The organism is Streptomyces sp. NPDC002018 (assembly GCF_042890865.1).
Classification (GTDB): Bacteria; Actinomycetota; Actinomycetes; order Streptomycetales; family Streptomycetaceae; genus Streptomyces.
This window is the reverse complement of the sequence record NZ_JBIASO010000026.1, coordinates 65,229-83,762: the sequence shown is the minus strand read 5'-3', so window position 1 is coordinate 83,762 and position 18,534 is coordinate 65,229. Positions and strand designations below refer to the sequence as shown.

The window sequence follows — 18,534 nt, the reverse complement described above, 5'->3', positions numbered from 1 at the left end:
ACCGCAGCCAACTCCTCACCCAGCACACCCGATCAACGACACGACCGATCAAGAAGACACGCCATCACGGAAGGCACATGACCAAGCCCTACTAGGGCAACGGGGTGCGATGTTGGGCTGGCCGCCGCGTTTGCGATAGCCTGCGATGTTCACCGCCAAGAGGGGGAGCAGCAGCTCCATGCCAGTAGTCACGCCTGCCGACCTAGTCTTGCTTCACATCTCAACCAGCAAGAGTGCTGTGATTTCCGCCATTCCAGCAGGGGGAGGGAGATATCCATTCCCGATCGCCCAGGTTATGCAACAGGTCGTAGTAGACCGATTACTGCTTGCAGGTGAACACTTGAGAGCAGGGGACCACCTCCTCTTTAGCGCGCAATACAGATCGGCGATTAGTCGCCATTATTATGCCATGTATCACGCTGCCCGGGCGATTGTCTTTGCCGAGAATCGCGGCGACGACTATGAGCGGCATAACATTCTCCCCAGAAACCTTCCTCCAACTCTCTTGAATTCGCCGACACGTGAGAGCGAATTGACAGATGCTCGCCTATTGCGCAACCAAGCAGATTATGACGCCTACCCGCTCAACGAAACCGAGTGGGAGAGTGATGCGCGGACGCTCGCTGTAACCGCCGCGAACTTTCTGCAAGCCAGTGAGTCATTTGCCTCAACGAATGGGTACATCTGATGTCAAGTGTCAACTATGAATCCTTGATCTCCAGCGCCCTCGAAGAGGCGGATATCAATATCGTTCGAGTCGATGAAAGGTCATTCCCTGGGGAAAGGTGGTTCGTCGTATGGGTTAATGAAGAATCTCTGGTAACTGCCCAGAGTCTCGCGGGTTCTATCGAGCAGGCATTGAATGATGTATCGGACGCCGCAAACGGGTCCCTGGTCGTCACTTTCAGACCCCACCGGGTCGAAGAAAAAAAGATTAGCGAGGAACAATCCAAGAGTCCCCTCTTGGGACCAAAAATGGACCAACTCATCCAATTGCTCGAGGCAAGGTCTCGCACATCGGACGCCCTCCCTAGCCTCAAGTATATGGAAGACCCTAGGGCCAGCCTAGCGGCCATTGGCGCCTCAAGGCACCACCTTGTCTATGGGCGACGAGGGGTGGGGAAAACAGCTCTTCTTCTCGAAGCGAAGCGAATTGCTGAAAGAGACGGGCACGTTACTGCTTGGACTAACGCCCATACACTGCGAAGGTTGGATGTCGCCAGCGCATTTATCGCAATTGCTGAGGTCTCCCTCAACTCCTTGATCCAACACGCTGGATCATCACAGGGGGAGTCTTATACACGACTCAAAGAAAGCAACGTTCGACTAGGGCACTTGCGAACGGAAGGACCCATTTCCGACTCGGTTCTCGGCGAGATGGTTGCTGAGTTGAATCGATCCCTACGTGCTGTTCTCCGGGAAGGCCTTGTTCGCTTCTATCTGTACATCGACGACTTCTACCTATTTCCACAAGCCGCACAACCTCACCTGCTGGACTGCGTCGCAGGCATGCTGCGTGATTGCGATGGATGGATCAAGGTTGCCAGTATTGAGCGACTCACCAGGCCATTTGAGCCCTCATCGAGAATTGGTATCGAAGTCCCGCACGATGCTTCGAAAATCGATCTCGATGTTACGCTCGAAGATCCTGGGTCCACACAGCGATTCCTTGAATCGGTGCTGTCTAATTATACAACCACTGCAGGACTTGCTAAGCCCTCCAGCATCGCACAAAACGCTGCACTAGGCAGGCTGGTTCTCGCCTCAGGTGGTGTACCGCGTGACTACCTTAATCTCTTCGCTTCCTCGATCGTGGCTGCACGCTCCCGGCCAAAAGCCCGAGAAATTGGCAGAGAAGATGTCGCAGATGCTGCTGGCCGGGCTGCCAGGAGTAAAAAGAGGGATCTAGAGCAAGACGTTTCCTCCGACAGTGCGGTCAGCCTAACTGCCGCCCTGAACACTCTCGCTGAAGAAGTACGTGGCACGGGTTATACATATTTCAAAGTCGACGTTATGCAGAAGTCTCACCAATTCTATGAGCTGCTGGGGCAGCTTGTCGACTTGCGATTCGCCCATTTGATTCAGTCGACACTCTCAGATCAACACCGGCCTGGAATCAAATACGAAGTATACATTCTTGACCTAAGCGAATATGCTGACGTCCGCCTAAAACGCGGCTTGGCCATTCTTGATCTAAGGGATGGGAAATGGAGTTTCCGGGTAAGCGGGACAGCCGGCACACAGAAGCAGCTACCAGGTACGCTTCTACGTGACGAATTGCGGCGCGCCCCGATTGTCAACCTGGAACAGCTTGCAGAGAAAGCAGCTGAACGAGTGGGGGGTGCCTAGACGCAGGAGGTCGACGGAGCAGGTTTGGCTGGTGGCCTGCTTCGGTCTAGCCTCGATTGTTCGGGAGCCTCCCGTCAGTTCGCCGACGAAAAAATCTTCGTTTGTCCGAGGTGACTTCCCAGTCTCTGTTGCGGCCGCACGGGACGGCAAGACTCGTCCGCGGGCTGCTGGGCACCATGCTTGCCATCAATATCCACCAGCGCCACAGAAATTCAGCCAAGCACCTGTCAACTAGTATTCCATTACCTCTCCCTTTGGGTCCGCAGTTAGGCAGCAGCGGAATCCAGAGTTTGGCGTTCTGGAATTCCGAAGCGGAATTCGCTGCGGAGCCCCCGCCCTTCCGGCTCACCCGAAAGTATAGGTCTTGCCCGTATGCGGCCTCATGCAGAGGAAGTGTTCGGGCTTGTGCTCGTAGCGGCGGTGGGGTCGGCGGCATCCGGCGAGCCAGGCCATGGGGCGTTCAATCACCCAGCGGTGGCGGGCCCAGAGGCTGGGAATTCTCCACCCCGCACCCGGCGAGGCAAGGTGTAATACCTCGATAGCGGAGCCGACGCCGCAGCGGGGGTAGTCGTAGGCCCCTTGTCCCCATGGAGTTTGTCCGGCCGTCTGCGGCGGGGCCCGCGCCAGCTGCGAACCGGCGGGATCGATGCGACGAGGGGCTGCAGAGCAAGGCTGTCGTGGGTATTGGCTGCGGAGATGGCGACCGCGACCGGTAGACCGGACCGGTCGGTGAAGGTGAATCTTCGATCCGTTCTTGCCACGATCAGTCGGATTCGGTCCGGTCAGGACTCCCCTTTGAGGAGGCGGACTCACTGAATCGATCACGAAGCGCGACCAGTCGAGCTCGCCCCTGGTGCCCAGTTCATCCAGGATCACCCGGCGCAGGCGAGCCCAGACCCTTTCCACGCTCCACGGGCGAACCGGCGGTTTACGGTCGGCCAGGCCAGCCTGAACACCGATGGCACCTGCCGTCACGTGCATCCCGATGTCGCCACTAACACGCTTGCCGCCAGAGCGGCTTGAGCCGTCTTCGAACGGACCCACTATCGCTATTGATCTTCGACTGAGTTACAACCTTCTTTACTGGTTCAAGGCGGCTCGCTCCGCTCACCGTGCGCGGCCCGGCCCCCGACCGGGCCTGCGCTCCTGTCTTCGCCCCGCTCCAGCCCGGCCGGCGCCCGTGCCGCGCTCACAGCAATCCGCCGCCTGATGCCAGAGAAGGGGTACGTCGTGGCTTGGGCGGTCGGCTCCACGGCTTTACGGAGTCACTTTGGCGCGAGCCTCGAAGATCATGGCCCCAACGTCGTGCTTTACCGGGCAGTTCCACAGACTGCCCGACGCGCCGGAAGCTTACGGGGCCATGATCACTCGCGCCAAAGCAGCGCCACCCCAAAGCCGCTACACCGACCTTGTTCGGTACGCGCCTCTACCGTTATACGGGCCTGAATAGATCCTCTGCTTGGAGTACACCTGGAGGAAGTAGACGAATTGTAAGCCCCTCCTCTTCGTAATCAATCAGGCTTTCCTTGTGGGCCGGGCGAAGAATGTCCCGCCTAAAGCGCGCCACATTGGGGTGCTCCAGCCATTTAACTAGATCACTTTCCCGCACCGGGCCATTTTCACTTAGGAGCAGAAGAAGCATCTTCTGCTTCCAGGTCAACCCAGGACTTAGGACCCTTTTCCTGTTTCCCTCAGTCCAAACTTGAGGAACTTCGCGCTCGACCAGGTTCTCAACCAGCGAGGTTGCCTGTTCGATGGTGAGGCTGTGGAAAACTCTCACAAGTTCAGCCATGAGCCACTTGCTCATATAAAGGACTGCTGTTGCATCCATCAGATTCGGGTCGATGTCCCCACCAGCATGGCCAACACCGCGATTGTTTCGAATCTCATAGAGCGCCAGTAGCATGCGAGGAATCTGGACCTTGATCGACCGCGGCACAGAGGAAGGTTTCTGTTCAAGCTCACGACAAGCGCGGACCATGTCACGGGGTTTGGATGAACGATCTGCATACTGATCGTCAACATACCCCGTGATGGCGGTATAGATTCCTTCGCAGAGCTTTCCGCCATTCAGCTCCGCAGGCTCCCACCGATGCTCTCGATAGTTGCTTACAATTCGATTGAAGGCGTGAACGATGTCGTCCCGCAGTCCGTCGGGTAGAGCCGCAAGGGCTTCGCCGGGTGTCACGTTGAGACTCAGCTCGCAATCATTCCTTGGACGTAAACCAACCCTTCATGCGTCAGCTTGTACAGCTTGCGCGCCTGGCGAGAATTCCCCGCCTTTCGCAGCTGAATGACTCGCGCAGGCTTCTTCTCTTGATTGCCCTTGAGAGACTCCGTGACATTCTTTAGGGCGTGCCCGAGGTTCTTCAACTCTTTGTTCAAGTCAGCCGACTGGAAGGCGGGGTCACCCTGAATTACCTGGAACCAGTATCCCGCTACGAGAGCCCTGTCGACGTCGGTCTTGGGAGCTGCGGCATGGAACAGCTCGGCGAAGTGCTCGAACTTGGGGGCCTCGGCAGAGATCTCCTCGTCGCTGACTTCGTCGGCTTCCTCTCCCCCCTCACTCGCACCCTTGAATCCGTTTCTAGCAGCTGGACTGCTGAGCACAACGCCATAGCGCTCAGCAGCCCAGCGCAGCACTCTGCCCTGGGCGTCCTCTTCAAGATCATGAAGGGCGCCAGCAATCGCGGACATTGCGCCGATCTCTGGATCGCTCATTTGTTCCCCTCCCGGTACGTACACCTGCCCAGCGTCACCGCGCCGACGCTGGGCGGTGATCGGAATGCTAGTCGCAGGTACTCGATCAGATCCTTGGCGATTACCGATCCGCCTGCTGATCAAATACCTTCAACTACCCTGCTTGCGCTTTCCCGCGCACAACAAAGCCTTTCAGGATGCACCTAGAGGCCGCATGACGCAATGGGAACGTATTTGCGATTTCCTGCCGAACGGGAAATCGCAACCGGGATCTTTAACAGACCCGCAGTAAGTTGCCTACCCGATCCGCCAGCGCTGGTTGCCCCGGTCGAAGGCACTGGCAGCGAGGCTAAGACGATGTCTCACGTGGCTGTGTCGTGAGCTGCGGCATCATTGTTCTTCGTGGGTGCTGATCTGTCGCAGCGGCTGGTTCCTGACGGGTTATGGGATCTGGTCGCGCCGTTGCTGCCGTCGTTCACGTCGCGTCGCCAGGGTGGTGGCACGTCGCCGCTGGACGAGCGAGCGGTGTTCACCGCCATGGTGTACGTGCTGACCAGCGGATGCGCGTGGAGGCATCTGCCGTCGACTTTCGGTGTCTCGCCGGCCACCGCGCACCGCCGGTTCACCGCCTGGACGAAGGCGGGTCTGTGGCGTCGGCTGCACCGGGCGGTTCTGGACGAGCTCGGCGCGCGTGGCGAGCCGGACTGGACGTCGGTGATCGTCGATGCCGCCTCGGTACGGGCGAAAAGGGGGGTTCACTGAACCAGCCCGAACCCGGTCGACCGCGGCAAATCCGGCAGCAAGCTGCACGTGCTGTCCGAGGCCCAGGGCATCCCCCTGGTGGTCGGCACCTCCGGGGCGAACACGCACGACAGCCTGGCCCTCAAGCCACTCGTGAAGGCGATACCGGCCGTACGATCCCGGCGCGGACCGCGCCGCCGGCGCCCCGGCAAGCTCCGTGCCGACAAGGCGTACTACTCCGCCGACACCCTGTCCTGGCTGCGCGAACGCGGCATCATCGCCCGCATCGCCCGCCCGGGCATCGAATCCTCCGAACGACTCGGACGCCACCGCTGGAAGGTCGAGAGATCCATCTCCTGGCTGTTCGGCTACCGCCGTCTCACCGTCCGGTACGAGCGCAAAGGCAGCCACTTCCTCGCCTTCCTCGGCCTCGCCGCCGCCCTGACCTGCTACAAGAAACTCGCCAAACTCACCACATGAGACATCGTCTTATGGGCGGTGGGGTACAGCGAGGCACACGTGCGCCGAGTCCGCAGGCTGCATGCCGCCGATTCAACCAGCCCACCCCGGGCCTGCCGTACAGCGGCGAAGTACAGCAACCGAGCTGGACCGGTCATGTGCTCAGGTGGCCATGGCACGACTGGCATGACCGCCATGGGCCCGGTCCACCAGGGCCTACGGATCAGAAGGTGCCCGTGCCCCACCCGTGCCCGATCCTGCGGGAAACCACGGGGAACCATGGTGCCGAGCGGAGCCCGGGCAGCACAGCGGCCCTGACCAGTTCCCTGGTCAGGGGCCGTTTCACCTGGCGGTGGGTGTGGGATTTGAACCCACGGTGACATCGCTGCCACGACGGTTTTCAAGACCGTTCCCTTAGGCCGCTCGGGCAACCCACCTGCGCCCCGTCCACCAGGGGCGGAGCGCCTACAGCCTACCGGGCGGGGGCGGGGGTGGGGGCCTCTGGTTGCTCCTACGTCGTGGCCGTCGGCAGCAGGGTGCTGAGTTGGTGCCCTGCGCGCAGGGCGTGGTCGACCGCCTCGCCCCGGTCGCCGCGAGCGGGCCGCTCGTGGCGTGGCTGACGGTGGTCGCGGTGGGGGCATCTGTTTCCCCGTCACCGTCGGATCAAGCCCGGCGCGGGTGGCGGGGGACCGTTGTTGAGCGGCTGCTCCTGGGCCGACGACGTGCGCCGTCGCGTGGGCTCCTCCGTACAACGGCGCCTGTATGGCCATTCGCGGTGGGGTGCTGACCCTTCTCATAGGCGAGGGCGCCGGACTTGGTCCGGCGCCCTCGCCTCGTCAGCGCTTTGCGTGGCCGGGAACAGCCCCGGCGGTCAGCTCTCGCCCTTGCGCTCGCCCAGGATGACCTGGGCCGTGGCCTCCTTGCCGTCACGGATGTAAGTGAGGGTGACCTTGTCGCCGGGCTTGTGGGTCCAGATCTGGCCGATCAGGGTGGGGCCGCTGTCGATCGGGGTGTCGTTGAACTTGGTGATGATGTCGCCCGCCTTGAGGCCGGCCTTCGCGGCCGGGCCGTTCGGGGTGATGGCCGGGGTGCCGCCCTCGCCCTGCGGGGAGATGGTGGCGCCGTCGCCGCCCTCGGTCATCGTGACCGTGGCGCCGATCAGCGGGTAGACCGGCTGGCCCGTCTCGATGAGCTGTTCCGCGACGTTCTTCGCCTGGTTGATCGGGATGGCGAAGCCGAGGCCGATGGAGCCCGCCTGGGACTGGCCCAGACCGCCGCTGCCCGCCGACTGGATCGCCGAGTTGATGCCGATGACCGCGCCACGGGAGTCCAGCAGCGGGCCACCGGAGTTACCCGGGTTGATGGAGGCGTCGGTCTGGAGGGCGCTCATGTACGAGTTGCTGCCGCCGGCTCCGTCACCCGAGGCGACCGGCCGGTTCTTGGCGCTGATGATGCCCGTGGTGACGGTGTTGGAGAGACCGAACGGGGCGCCGATCGCGATGGTCGAGTCGCCGACCGCGACCTGGTCCGAATTGGCGAGCGGAAGCGGCGTCAGACCGCTGGGCGCCTTCTTCAGCTTCACCACCGCCACGTCGTAGCCCTCGGCCCGGCCGACGACCTCGGCGTCGTACTTGTCGCCGTTGGAGAACGTCGCGGTCAGGTCACCGCCGTTCGCCGCGGAGGCCACCACATGGTTGTTGGTGAGGATGTGGCCCTCCTTGTCGTAGACGAAGCCGGTGCCCGTACCGCCCTCGCCATTGCCGCCCTGCGCCTCGATGGTCACGACGCTCGGCAGCGACTGCGCGGCCACTGCCGCGACCGTGCCGGACTCGCGCTTGATGTCCTTCGGAGCGTCCGCCGCGGCGACCGTCGTCGAACCGACCCCGCCGTCGTCGTTGCTCTCCGCCGCCCAGTAGCCGACGCCGCCGCCGATGCCGCCCGCGACCAGCGCCGCCGCGAGCACGGCGGTGATCAGCCCGCCCTGGCGCCTGCGCGGCGGCCGGGGCTCGTGGCCGGGCACCGGCGCACCCCACTGCGAGCCGTCGCCGGCGCCTCCGGAGGTGTCGTCGCCACCGCCTCCGTAGGAGGCGTAGGCGGGAAGCACCGGCGGGGGCGGGGGCCATCCGGCGTCCGCCGCGTGCACCGGCTCGGGAGCGCCCGTCGGGGCGGCCGCGGGCCCGGCTCCCGGTGTCCCGCCCGGCGTCCCGTCCGGGTGGCCCCCCTGCGCCTCCGGGTACTGCGCCTGCGGGTGCTGTGCCTCCGGATGCTGGGCGTCCGGATGCTGGGCGTCGGGGCGGTGTGCGTCAGGCTGCTGTGCGTGCGCGTGCCGTGCGTCCGCGTACGAGCCCGCCTGCGAGCCTGTCTGCGGGTTCATCTGCGCCGTCGGCTCCTGCCCGTCCTCGCGCGGACCGGACGCGGGAGTGCCCTGGGGAGCGGCGTCCGGCACGGGAGGTACGGACGGGCCGCCGGGGACCGCAGTGCCCTCGTTCTCAGTGCTCACAGCTCTTTCTCCTCGGTTCCACATCAGTCTTCGGCAAGAGTTCCGCAGAGTTCCGCCGTGCAGGTTTCCGTTGTTGCGCAAGTATCTGCGGTCAGCTTTTCCCACGGCACGTCAGACCACTGTAAGCAGGACCTGTGCGTCTGTCCGCCATCCTTTATTCCGGACAAAACGATCGCATCTTGATCCGACCGGCTGGAGACCGCCCGGAGAACGCTTTCCGTTCACCCGCCTACCCTGCCCGTCCCCTCACGATGACACCATGACGCGGTGACCCAAGCACGACAGCACAGCATCCAGGTCGTCGCCCACCGTGGAGCCTCGGAGGACGCCCCGGAGCACACCCTGGCCGCTTACACGAAGGCCATCGAGGACGGCGCCGACGCACTGGAGTGCGATGTGCGGCTCACCGCCGACGGGCATCTCGTCTGTGTCCACGACCGTCGCGTGAACCGCACCTCCAACGGACGCGGCGCCGTTTCCGCCCTGGAGCTGGCCGATCTCGCGGCGCTCGACTTCGGCTCCTGGAAGGACAGCGAGGAGAGCCCGGACTGGGGCGACCGCGAGTTCACCTCCGTACTGACCCTGGAACGGCTGCTCGAACTGATCGCGGACGCCGGACGCCCCATCGAGCTGGCCATCGAGACCAAACATCCCACCCGCTGGGCCGGACAGGTGGAGGAGCGGCTGCTGGAGCTGCTGGGACGCTTCGGTCTGAATGATCCGGCACCGGGCGAATCCGCCGTAAGGATCATGAGCTTCTCCGCGCGCTCGCTGCACCGGATCGCGTATGCCGCGCCGGCGCTGCCGACCGTCTATCTGATGCAGTTCGTCTCCCCCCGGCTGCGTGACGGGCGGCTGCCGGCCGGCGCCCGGATCGCGGGCCCCGGGATGCGGATCGTCCGCAACCACCCCGGCTACATCGCACGGCTGCACAGGGCCGGCCACCGTGTCCATGTATGGACGGTGAATGAGCCGGAAGACGTCGATCTCTGTGTGCGCCTCGGTGTCGAAGCGATCATTACCAATCGCCCCAAACAAGTCTTGTCACAGCTCGGCCGCCTTTCCTGACATCGCCGTACGCATCGCCTCGCGCATTGCCTGACAAATCCACCCGACTCCACCGCGATGAAGAGTGACAGGGAGTGCACCGGCGCGTTCGATGCGCATTCGAGCGTTACGAGTGCGTCAAAGGCTCTCGCCTGGCCGGTTTCCGGTCCAGGCCATTGGGGCATCCACACCGTGGCGTGGGGCAAAGGAGGTCTCGGGGGTGGCGTTTGTGGTGGCACAAGAAGTGCCCACGTCGTCGTGCATGGCCGTTCCCCATGGCCCTGCGGGCGTGGGGGAAGCGCGACACCGGATGCGGCAGCAGCTGAGCCGCAGCGGGGTGTCGGACGCGGTCGTCGACGATGCCGTACTGATCCTTTCCGAGCTGGTCAGCAACGCGTGTCGGCACGGCAGACCGCTGGGACAGAAGCAGATCGGTGACGGCAATATCCGTGCCGAGTGGCGTGTCGACAAGGCAGGACGGCTTGTCGTCGAGGTGACGGACGGCGGTGGCCCGACGCGGCCGGTTCCCGCGACTCCCTCGGTCACGGCCCGCGGCGGCCGAGGGCTCAACATCATCTCGGCGCTCGCCCAGGAGTGGGGCGTACGGGACAACGCGTCCGGCGAGGTCACCGTGTGGGTGATCGTCGCTGCTGTACGCCGCCGAAATGATCTCGCTACGCGCGTCACAGGCCCGGATACGGGCGTCCACCCGGGCCGGGGCTCCGGCACGGGCCCCGGAGCGAAGCGCACCGGCACCGGCGCGGGGCTCCACAGCCTGGACGGTCTCGGCGCGCCGGACGGTCTCGGCGGGCCGGGCGGTCTCGACGGTCTCACCGGATTCGACGGGATCGACGGAATCGACGAGCTGGACGGTCTCGCCGGCCTTCAGGACCTGGACGGCCTGGACGGACTCGCCTTCGTGGACCCCTTCGACGACGCGCGCTGACGGGACGGCGCGGGGCCGACGTCGCGCCGACGCGAGCGGCCGTGTGCCGCCGTCCGCCGACGTCGCGAGGCGGGAGCGTACGTACGGCCGGGCGGCCGGGCCGACCCTCCGGGCGTCGCATCACGCCCCCGGCACTGCCCGTACGGCTAGGCTCGCGCCGACACCGCACCGCCGCTACGGGAGAAAGCCACACCATGGCCAAGAAGCGCCCCCAGACGAAGGCCGCCAAGGCGCAGCTCAACGACGGACCGATTCCGGTGGTCGGGGCCCGCGAGCCCTGCCCGTGCGGTTCGGGCCGTCGCTACAAGGCCTGCCACGGCCGGGCCGCCGCGCACGCCGTGACCGAGCTGGTCCAGCGCCCCTTCGAGGGCCTGGCGGGCGAGTGCGACTGGGTCGCGCTGCGCGAGCTGGTGCCCGCCGCGACCGCCGAACTGACCCTCAGGGACGGCCTGCCCGACGACGTACCGTCCGTGACGCTCGCGACCGTCCTGCCGATGGCCTGGCCGGCGCTGCGCCGCGACGACGGTTCCGTGCTCCTCGCGCTCCAGAACGACACCTCGTCCGGCGACCTGAGCCGTGATCTCGCCGACACGCTCCAGCGAGCGCTGACGGCGGAGCCCGGCAATCCCGTGGCCGCGCAGCGGGCGTCCGCCGACGGTCCGCGGCTCCAGGATCTGCTCGACCCCGAGGCCGGGTTCACGCCGGTCGTCCACGCCGGGTTCGAGTTCTGGGTCCCGGACGCGGAGAACGCCTCGGCCGAGGTGAGCGCCTCCCTGGAGCGTGCCAACGCCGCCGCGATCCCGACCGTACTGCTCTCGGGCACGGACGCCGCGTACTGGTGCGAGACGCCGGAGAAGAACCACCTGCGCTGGGTCATGCCCTACCCCGAGGAGCAGTTGCTCGACGCGCTGGCCCGGCTGCACGCCGCGGGCACGTCGAGCCTCGGCGAGGGAACCCGGCTCGTCGGGTCCTTCCGGGCACACGGGCTGACGGTGCCGGTGTGGGACCTGCCGAGCGCGATGGGCGCGGAGGAGTGCGAGAAGCCCGCGGCGGAGTTCGCCGAGCGGCTGACGGCGGCCCTGGCCGTCGACACGCCGCTGACGGGGGACGAGCGCCGGGCGCGCGGCGGACTCACCAATCGCCAGGTGACGCTGAGCTGAGGAAAGCGGCGGGATCGGTGGCGCGCTGACGGCGTGGGCGGTGGTTGACGGCAGCGGCTGACGGCGTCGGCGGCGGCTGACGCCGTCGGCGGGGCCGAGGGCCGGTTCGGGGGCGGGGACGGGAGCCGGTCGCGAGGGACCGAGGGCCTGAGGCGGGCCGAGGACCTGAGGCGGGCCGAGGGCGACGACGGGGCCGAAGGCGCCGATGGATCGGGGGCCGGTCACTGACCGTGTCCTCGGCGGGGAAGGGCCGGCAGAAACCCGGTGATGCCCGTCACACGCTCCGCCACACCGACCCGTACCGGCAGGTAATTCATTGTCCGAATACACCGGATCGAATTTGCTAACTGCCGATCTCTTGTTACCGTTCTAGAAGCCCGGTCGCTGGTGCATCCCCCGTCGCCAGCGACCGGGCGTCCGCTTTCCTGGGACCGGCCGGTATGTCAACGGCCCGCCGGATCCTACGAGTTGCTCCCCGACCTCAGCAGCAGCGGCCCGATCGCCTCGTCGTCGCCGCCGGAGCGCGTCGTCGGCGGGGCCGCGAACTCCACGATCGCCGTGTACTCCGCAATCGCTCCCCGGGACGGCTCCCGGGGCGTCTGGCAGGTCGCGAGCTCCTCGGAAGCCCCGACCACGCAGTGTGTCTGTACGGTGCGGCCGCGGGGGCCCATCAAGTTCAGTGCGGCACGCAGTTCATCGCCGGACGTGTTGCGGTACGCGGTACGGGCCCAGGTGTCGGTGCCCTCGGTGAGAACACATGTCCGTGCCTCGATCCCTTCCGGAGAGGCGACTTCAGGCCCACATCGCTCGGCCGCGGGCTTCTTCGTGTCCCCGCCCGTCGTACCTCCTGTCACCGCGGGCCCGTCCGTCCCAGAGCCCCGCGCCGCGGACCCGTCAATTCCGGACAGAGAGCGAACACCCGCGTCCGGCTTGGCGTCCGCGTGCCGGTCCCTCGGGTCCGTCGGGCCGGACCACTCGGCCGCGGCCAACGGCAGCAGTACGGTGAACACGGCGGCAGCCGCGAGCCCGATCATGCGGAGATTCATGCTGGGCCCACCTGCCACTGCCGGGGATGTGCGGACGGTGGGCCGAAGATATCCACGGACCGGGCCGATCGGAGGCGATGCGCGCCCATTTCCCGTACAACTCGGCGCGGCTCACACCCGTACGGGCCAGCGCGGGAGCGGCGAAGGGGCCGATCGAGACACTTCATATATCGAGACGCTTCATATCGGGCGGGCCGTCAAAGCACCGCCTCGGGTGCGGCCCTGAACGCGCACCTCGGATGCGGTCGCGGCGGCCCCCGATCGCCCTGGGGGGGCGGCCCGGCGCCTGGCCGGGGCTCAGCGCCCGCCCGTACGGTGCGATGCCCGGCGCCTGGCCGAGGCTCAGCGCCGACCGTACAGCGCGATGCCGACCGCACGGCGCGACGCCCGGCCGTACGGCGCGACGCGCCCCGGAACGGGACGCGTCGACCGCCGTCAGTGCGCGAGCCCGCCGTCAGTGCGCGAGCCCGCCGTCAGTACGCGAGCCTGCTGCCGCCGTCCGGAGCGCTCGTGCTCGCCTCGACGAGCGCGTCCACGACCGCCTCCACATCCGGCAGCCAGGGCGCCGCCGAGCCCGCCAGGGGCGCCCGCTCCCAGCGGACCTGCCCGCCGGCCGCCTCGGACGGCGGCAGCACCAGATAGCCGCCCTCACCGTGGAACCGCAGCGAACTGGGCACCCAAGCCTTGGCGTAGAGCAGCTCGCCGAGCTGTTCGAGGGTGTACGGGGCCACCAGCAGCGACCACCGTGTGGGGGTCGCGACGACCGGTCCCAGCCGGATGTCCATCCGGTTCAGTTCCACCAGCGCCCGAGCGCCCGCGACGGCCGGCAGACTCACCGCGCAGGGCGCGCTGCCGCCGGTGGCCAGCACGATCGGGGCCGTGGGTCGGTTCTCCCACCACCAGCGCACCATGCGCTCGTCGGTGGTCGCCGCGAGCAGACCGGGATCGAAGGGGTGTGCGCCGGGTACGGCGCAATCGAGGTCGGGGCAGGCGCAGCCATGTCCGCGTGTCCCGCGTCCGCCGGCCGCCGTGAGGCCGGCGCCCGGGAGTACGGGCCATCTCCACGCGGTGGCGCAGGTGAGCGCCGCGTCGAGTTGGGCAGGCCCCCCCTTGCGCCGGAGCCGGAGCCTGCGTCGCCTTCCGAGGATCTCGCGCATGAGCGCTCGTTCCTTTCCGTTGAACGCCGAGGTCCACATGACACTGACACCATGTGTGTGCATCACTTCACCGTGCGTATCACTGTGCGTATTCACCGCGCGCACTTTCGACGCATGGCCGCCCCGTACCTGAGGCACGGACAGACCCTCCCGGCCTGCGGCGCGTCACGCCATTCCTGGGCCGAGCACGGACTGTCTTCGTTGAGCATGTGGCGAGGGGTGGCGTGCGCATGGCGCCTACTGTCCCGCTCTGTCCCGCTGTACTTTTCTCGCCACTCCGCGGGATGTGGTGTGACCTGTGGCGGTTAAGACGCCCGGTCCTGCCGCCAGGTTCCGGGGCGGTCCCAACTGCCCCTGTCCGTCACCGTTTACGTACCCATCACGTTCGGAATGACGCTCCACCCGGGCCGAACTCGAACTCATCCCTGGAGGACCCCCTGTTGAGCGCCCTCAGTCGATCGCAAAACCTGGTCAGGGGGGTCATTTTTTTGCCAACTTGAACGTCTCAGGACACCGGCCTTCCCGCCAGGACAATGCTGGACATTGCCTTAGTTATGCGTGTACATGTGGACAGGTGGGTAGCCGCGCGCAATGACCTAGGGGTTTGCGATGCTATTGAGGGAAACGCACCCGTCGGAAAGCCGACTGCCATGAGCGCCCCGAACATGCCGAAAGTGGCTGGAATGGATTCCACGGTTCCGGCACCCGCGCACACTGACGCGCCTCTGAGCGACCTTCCCGCCGCGCCCGGCGCACTGATCCGGGACCGGCTGGCTGGCTGGGTCTCCGATCTGACCACCCTGCACGAACTCACCGAACGGCTGGCCGGAACCCGCTCACTGGACAGCGCGCTCAAGGAGCTGCTGCGCGCCGGAGCCGCCCTCGTCGGCGCCCGTCGGGGGCTGGTCGTCCTCGAACCGGCCGACGGGCTGGGTCCCTCCACCACGCTCGGCCTCGGTCTCACCCACGCCGATCTCGGCCATCTGGAGACCGTGCCGCGCCGCGCCTGCCTGTACGGCGGGCTCCTGGACGGCCCCGTCGCACGGACCGAACCGGTGGCCGTTCCCGATCTCTTCCGGAACGCGGAACCGGACCCGCGCCAGCGCGAGGTCGCGCTGCGGCTCGGCTACGGCGCCAGCTACGCGGTACCGCTGGTCGTCGGCGCGGGAACGGGGGGCGTCCCCACGGGCGTTCCCGCCGCCGTTCCCGCCGGCGTCCCCAGCAGGGGCCCCACCGGTGTTTCCGGCGGTGCTTTCGGCAGTGCTTTCGGCGGTACGTCCGGGGGCGTTTCCGATGCCCTGTCCGGCACCGTGTCCGGCCGGCTCGGGGCCGTCGTCTGGTTGTACGACGAACCCGCCGAACCGGTGGAGCGCCAGCGCCACCTCGTCGGTCTCTACGCGCGGTACGCGAGCGCGCACCTCTCCCGGCTGGTGGAGCTGGAGCGGGCCCGTACCCGCGTGGCCGCCGTCGCCGAGGGACTGCTGCCCGGACGGCTCCCACGGATCCCCGGCGTCCAGCTCGCCGCGCGCCACCGCACAGGACCGTACGGGGGCGGTGACTGGTACGACGCGCTCCCGCTGCCCGAGGGAGCCCTCGGCCTCGCCGTCGGCTCGGCCGGCGGCTCCGGGCCCGGCGCGGTGGCCGCGATGGGACGGCTGCGCGCCTCGCTTCGGGCGTACGCGGTGCTGGAGGGCGAGGACCCCGTCGCCGTACTCTCCGATCTGGAACTGCTGCTGAGGCTGACCGAACCCGCGCACACGGCCACCGCCCTCTTCGCGTACGCCGAACCGGCCCAGGGCAGGATCCTGCTGGCGGGAGCCGGGCACGCGCCGCCGCTGATCGTCGGGGACCGGCGTACGGAGTTCGTCGAGACGTCCCTCTCCGCGCCGCTCGGGATGCTCGCGTGCTGGGAGGCGCCCAGCGTGGAGGTGTGGCCCGCGCCAGGCGAAACGGTGCTGCTCTACACGGACGGGCTGCTGCGGCGTACCGGTGACCCCATGGACCGGGCCTACGCGCGCCTGCACGCGGCGGCGGCGAGCGTCCCGCCGTCGGCACGGAACGATCCGGGAGCGGTCGCCGACCATGTGCTGCGGACCGTGCTGCCGGGACGCGGCGCCGAGGTCAGGAACGCCGAAGGCGGGCGGGTGTCCGGCGGCACCGAGGACGTGGTGCTGCTCGCCGCTCGGTTCGACTGACCGAGTCTTATTTATATAATTTCATGGCCACTTGCCGCCATCGGGGCGATCACGATGGATCACAGCGGATCACGACCGATCACAGCGCATCGCAGCCGTTCCTGATGCATTCCTCACAGGAACGGCTGCCCCCTTCCCCTCCCACATACGATGGAAAGGATGGTCTGGATCCAGAGCCGTAGAAGGAGAAGACGTGGCTGACGAGCTCCCCCAGGAGACCCCGGAACCGGAGACCCCGGAGACCGAGGAAGAGCCGATCAAGACGAGGAAGAACGGTTTGAACCCGGGCGTGTCCGACGAGCTCGCAGACATCATGAAGACCGGCTGGGCCGACACCGAGCTGCACGGCCTGGAGCCGATCGCACAGGCGTCCCACACCGCAGCACGCCGCGCCGCGCTCTCCGCGCGCTTCCCCGGCGAGCGCCTGGTGATCCCCGCGGGCAACCTCAAGACCCGCTCCAACGACACCGAGTACGCCTTCCGCGCCTCGACGGAGTACACGTACCTCACCGGCGACCAGACCCACGACGGGGTTCTCGTACTGGAGCCGAAGGACGGCGGGCACGACGCGACGGTCTATCTGCTGCCGCGCTCCAACCGTGAGAACGGCGAGTTCTGGCTCGACGGCCAGGGCGAGCTGTGGGTCGGCCGCCGGCACTCCCTCACCGAGGCCGGGCAGTTGCTGGGCATCCCCGCCAAGGACGTGCGCCAGGTGGCCGCCGCCCTCAAGGAGGCCACGGGGCCGGTCCGCAACGTCCGGGGGCATGACGCCTCCATCGAGGCCGCGCTGGCCGACAAGGTGACCGCGGAGCGCGACGAGGAGCTGCGCGTTTATCTCTCCGAGGCGCGCGCCGTGAAGGACGACTTCGAGATCGGCGAGCTCCAGAAGGCCGTCGACTCCACCGTGCGTGGCTTCGAGGACGTCGTGAAGATCCTCGACAAGGCCGAGGCGACCAGCGAGCGCTATATCGAGGGAACATTCTTCCTGCGCGCCCGCGTCGAGGGCAACGACATCGGCTACGGCTCGATCTGCGCGGCGGGACCGCACGCCACCACCCTGCACTGGGTGCGCAACGACGGCGCCGTACGCTCCGGCGATCTGCTGCTGCTCGACGCCGGCGTGGAGACCAACACCCTCTACACCGCCGATGTCACGCGCACGCTGCCGATCAACGGCCGCTACACCGAGCTTCAGCGGAAGATCTACGACGCGGTGTACGAGTCCCAGGAAGCCGGTATCGCGGCCGTGAAGCCCGGTGCGAAGTACCGCGACTTCCACGAGGCCGCGCAGCGCGTCCTCGCCGAGAGGCTCGTCGAGTGGGGTCTGCTCGAAGGGCCGGTCGAGAAGGTCCTGGAGCTGGGTCTCCAGCGCCGCTGGACGCTGCACGGCACGGGTCACATGCTCGGTCTGGATGTGCACGACTGCGCCGCCGCCCGCCGGGAGGTGTACGTGGACGGGACCCTGGAGCCGGGGATGTGCCTCACCGTCGAGCCGGGTCTCTACTTCCAGGCCGATGATCTGACCGTTCCCGAGGAGTACCGCGGTATCGGTGTCCGGATCGAGGACGACATCCTCGTCACGGAGGACGGGAACCGGAATCTGTCGGCGGGGCTGCCGCGCCGGTCCGACGAGGTGGAGGCCTGGATGGCGGGCCTCAAGCAGGCCTGACGGGCCAGGGTGTCGGACCGGAGGAGGGCGCGCCGCTCGGGCTCAGACCGCCCTGAGCAGGGCGTCCTCCCGCCATTTGAGGATCTTGTCGAAGCTGACCACCGCTCCGTGCCCCGGTTTATTACGGAAATGCACATGATCGGCGAGCTGTTCGATCAGGCCCAGGCCCCTGCCGCTCTCGGCGGTGGGGGCGGCCTGAGGCGTGTGGCGGCGCACCACGCGCCGAGTGGAGAACCCCGGGCCCGAATCGGCCACTTCGATACGACATCGCTCGCCGTCCAGATACGCGGTCACCCGGTACGCCCCGGGAGGCCCGCCGGAATATCCGTCCCCGGCGCCCTCACCCGTACCGCCGTGCTCCACGGCGTTCGCACAGGCTTCGCTGAGCGCGACCGACAGGTCGAAGGAGATGTCCGGATCGACCCCCGCGGTCTCCATGGCGCCGAGCAGAAGGCGACGGGCGAGCGGAACGCTCGCGGCTTCGCGCCGCAAGTGGAGAGACCACCAGATGCTCATTGCTCCAGCCTTTCTGGCTGCGGCTCGACATACCGATACGTATTGCCCC

12 protein-coding genes, 1 tRNA gene and 3 pseudogenes are annotated in these 18,534 nt (G+C 66.8%); 8 read left to right on the top strand and 8 right to left on the bottom strand.

The annotated features are described in order from the left end of the window. Positions 1–178: 178 nt before the first annotated feature. Complete coding sequence (locus tag ACFYYH_RS31020) at positions 179–688, top strand: HEPN domain-containing protein (protein ID WP_388558044.1); 510 nt, start codon at positions 179–181, stop codon at positions 686–688. Continuing rightward, entirely contained in the window at positions 688–2,349 is a 1,662-nt protein-coding gene (locus tag ACFYYH_RS31015; RefSeq protein WP_388558041.1) for an ATP-binding protein, read from the top strand. The genes ACFYYH_RS31020 and ACFYYH_RS31015 overlap by 1 nt, the downstream gene beginning before the upstream one ends. A gap of 345 nt (positions 2,350–2,694) precedes the next feature. On the opposite strand, the pseudogene ACFYYH_RS31010 reads toward ACFYYH_RS31015, so the two are convergent. From ACFYYH_RS31010 to ACFYYH_RS31000, 3 genes and pseudogenes are all read right to left on the bottom strand, one after another. Further along, positions 2,695–3,386: pseudogene (locus ACFYYH_RS31010) on the bottom strand (IS5 family transposase); the annotation flags it as partial. Between the two features lie 395 nt (positions 3,387–3,781). Further along, complete coding sequence (locus tag ACFYYH_RS31005) at positions 3,782–4,537, bottom strand: hypothetical protein (protein WP_388558038.1); 756 nt, start codon at positions 4,535–4,537, stop codon at positions 3,782–3,784. A gap of 8 nt (positions 4,538–4,545) precedes the next feature. Continuing rightward, complete coding sequence (locus tag ACFYYH_RS31000; RefSeq protein WP_388558035.1) at positions 4,546–5,070, bottom strand: hypothetical protein; 525 nt, start codon at positions 5,068–5,070, stop codon at positions 4,546–4,548. 381 nt (positions 5,071–5,451) lie between these two features. On the opposite strand from ACFYYH_RS31000, the pseudogene ACFYYH_RS30995 reads away from it, so the two are divergent. Beyond that, positions 5,452–6,270: pseudogene (locus ACFYYH_RS30995) on the top strand (IS5 family transposase). Between the two features lie 326 nt (positions 6,271–6,596). On the opposite strand, the gene ACFYYH_RS30990 reads toward ACFYYH_RS30995, so the two are convergent. Continuing rightward, positions 6,597–6,686, bottom strand: a tRNA-Ser gene (locus tag ACFYYH_RS30990). Positions 6,687–7,120: 434 nt separating this feature from the next. After that, positions 7,121–8,749: a S1C family serine protease gene (locus tag ACFYYH_RS30985; RefSeq protein ID WP_388558033.1), complete on the bottom strand. Its 1,629-nt coding sequence runs from the start codon at positions 8,747–8,749 to the stop codon at positions 7,121–7,123. 267 nt (positions 8,750–9,016) lie between these two features. On the opposite strand from ACFYYH_RS30985, the gene ACFYYH_RS30980 reads away from it, so the two are divergent. The 3 genes and pseudogenes from ACFYYH_RS30980 to ACFYYH_RS30970 all read left to right on the top strand — a co-directional run bounded on the left by ACFYYH_RS30980 (position 9,017) and on the right by ACFYYH_RS30970 (position 11,902). Next, positions 9,017–9,817, top strand: a complete 801-nt coding sequence (locus ACFYYH_RS30980; RefSeq protein ID WP_388558030.1) for a glycerophosphodiester phosphodiesterase — start codon at positions 9,017–9,019, stop codon at positions 9,815–9,817. Between the two features lie 91 nt (positions 9,818–9,908). After that, positions 9,909–10,490 (top strand): annotated as a pseudogene (locus ACFYYH_RS30975) (ATP-binding protein); the annotation flags it as partial. Between the two features lie 446 nt (positions 10,491–10,936). Continuing rightward, on the top strand, positions 10,937–11,902 hold the full coding sequence (locus tag ACFYYH_RS30970; RefSeq protein WP_388558027.1) for a DUF5926 family protein: 966 nt from the start codon (positions 10,937–10,939) through the stop codon (positions 11,900–11,902). Between the two features lie 461 nt (positions 11,903–12,363). On the opposite strand, the gene ACFYYH_RS30965 is transcribed toward ACFYYH_RS30970, so the two are convergent. Beyond that, positions 12,364–12,948: a hypothetical protein gene (locus ACFYYH_RS30965; RefSeq protein WP_388558024.1), complete on the bottom strand. Its 585-nt coding sequence runs from the start codon at positions 12,946–12,948 to the stop codon at positions 12,364–12,366. Between the two features lie 473 nt (positions 12,949–13,421). Continuing rightward, positions 13,422–14,105 carry a bifunctional DNA primase/polymerase gene (locus ACFYYH_RS30960; protein ID WP_388558021.1) on the bottom strand — a complete coding sequence of 228 codons (684 nt, stop codon included), beginning with the start codon at positions 14,103–14,105 and terminating at the stop codon, positions 13,422–13,424. Positions 14,106–14,638: 533 nt separating this feature from the next. Here ACFYYH_RS30960 and ACFYYH_RS30955 point away from each other — a divergent pair. Together ACFYYH_RS30955 and ACFYYH_RS30950 are read left to right on the top strand one after the other, a co-directional pair. Continuing rightward, a complete protein-coding gene (locus tag ACFYYH_RS30955) occupies positions 14,639–16,300 on the top strand; it encodes a PP2C family protein-serine/threonine phosphatase (RefSeq protein ID WP_388558018.1) in 1,662 nt (553 codons plus the stop codon). A 193-nt stretch (positions 16,301–16,493) separates the two neighbouring features. Beyond that, entirely contained in the window at positions 16,494–17,969 is a 1,476-nt protein-coding gene (locus ACFYYH_RS30950) for an aminopeptidase P family protein (protein ID WP_388558015.1), read from the top strand. A 42-nt stretch (positions 17,970–18,011) separates the two neighbouring features. Here the strand turns inward: ACFYYH_RS30950 and ACFYYH_RS30945 are convergent, their stop codons facing one another. Continuing rightward, entirely contained in the window at positions 18,012–18,485 is a 474-nt protein-coding gene (locus ACFYYH_RS30945) for an ATP-binding protein (RefSeq protein ID WP_388558012.1), read from the bottom strand. Positions 18,486–18,534: the final 49 nt, after the last annotated feature.

Coding starts and splice junctions, on each gene's coding strand:
- ACFYYH_RS31020 (WP_388558044.1), top strand. CDS start 179: ATGCCAGTAGTCACGCCTGCCGACCTAGTCTTGCTTCACATCTCAACC.
- ACFYYH_RS31015 (WP_388558041.1), top strand. CDS start 688: ATGTCAAGTGTCAACTATGAATCCTTGATCTCCAGCGCCCTCGAAGAG.
- ACFYYH_RS31000 (WP_388558035.1), bottom strand. CDS start 5,070: ATGAGCGATCCAGAGATCGGCGCAATGTCCGCGATTGCTGGCGCCCTT.
- ACFYYH_RS30970 (WP_388558027.1), top strand. CDS start 10,937: ATGGCCAAGAAGCGCCCCCAGACGAAGGCCGCCAAGGCGCAGCTCAAC.
- ACFYYH_RS30965 (WP_388558024.1), bottom strand. CDS start 12,948: ATGAATCTCCGCATGATCGGGCTCGCGGCTGCCGCCGTGTTCACCGTA.
- ACFYYH_RS30960 (WP_388558021.1), bottom strand. CDS start 14,105: ATGCGCGAGATCCTCGGAAGGCGACGCAGGCTCCGGCTCCGGCGCAAG.
- ACFYYH_RS30955 (WP_388558018.1), top strand. CDS start 14,639: ATGCTGGACATTGCCTTAGTTATGCGTGTACATGTGGACAGGTGGGTA.
- ACFYYH_RS30945 (WP_388558012.1), bottom strand. CDS start 18,485: ATGAGCATCTGGTGGTCTCTCCACTTGCGGCGCGAAGCCGCGAGCGTT.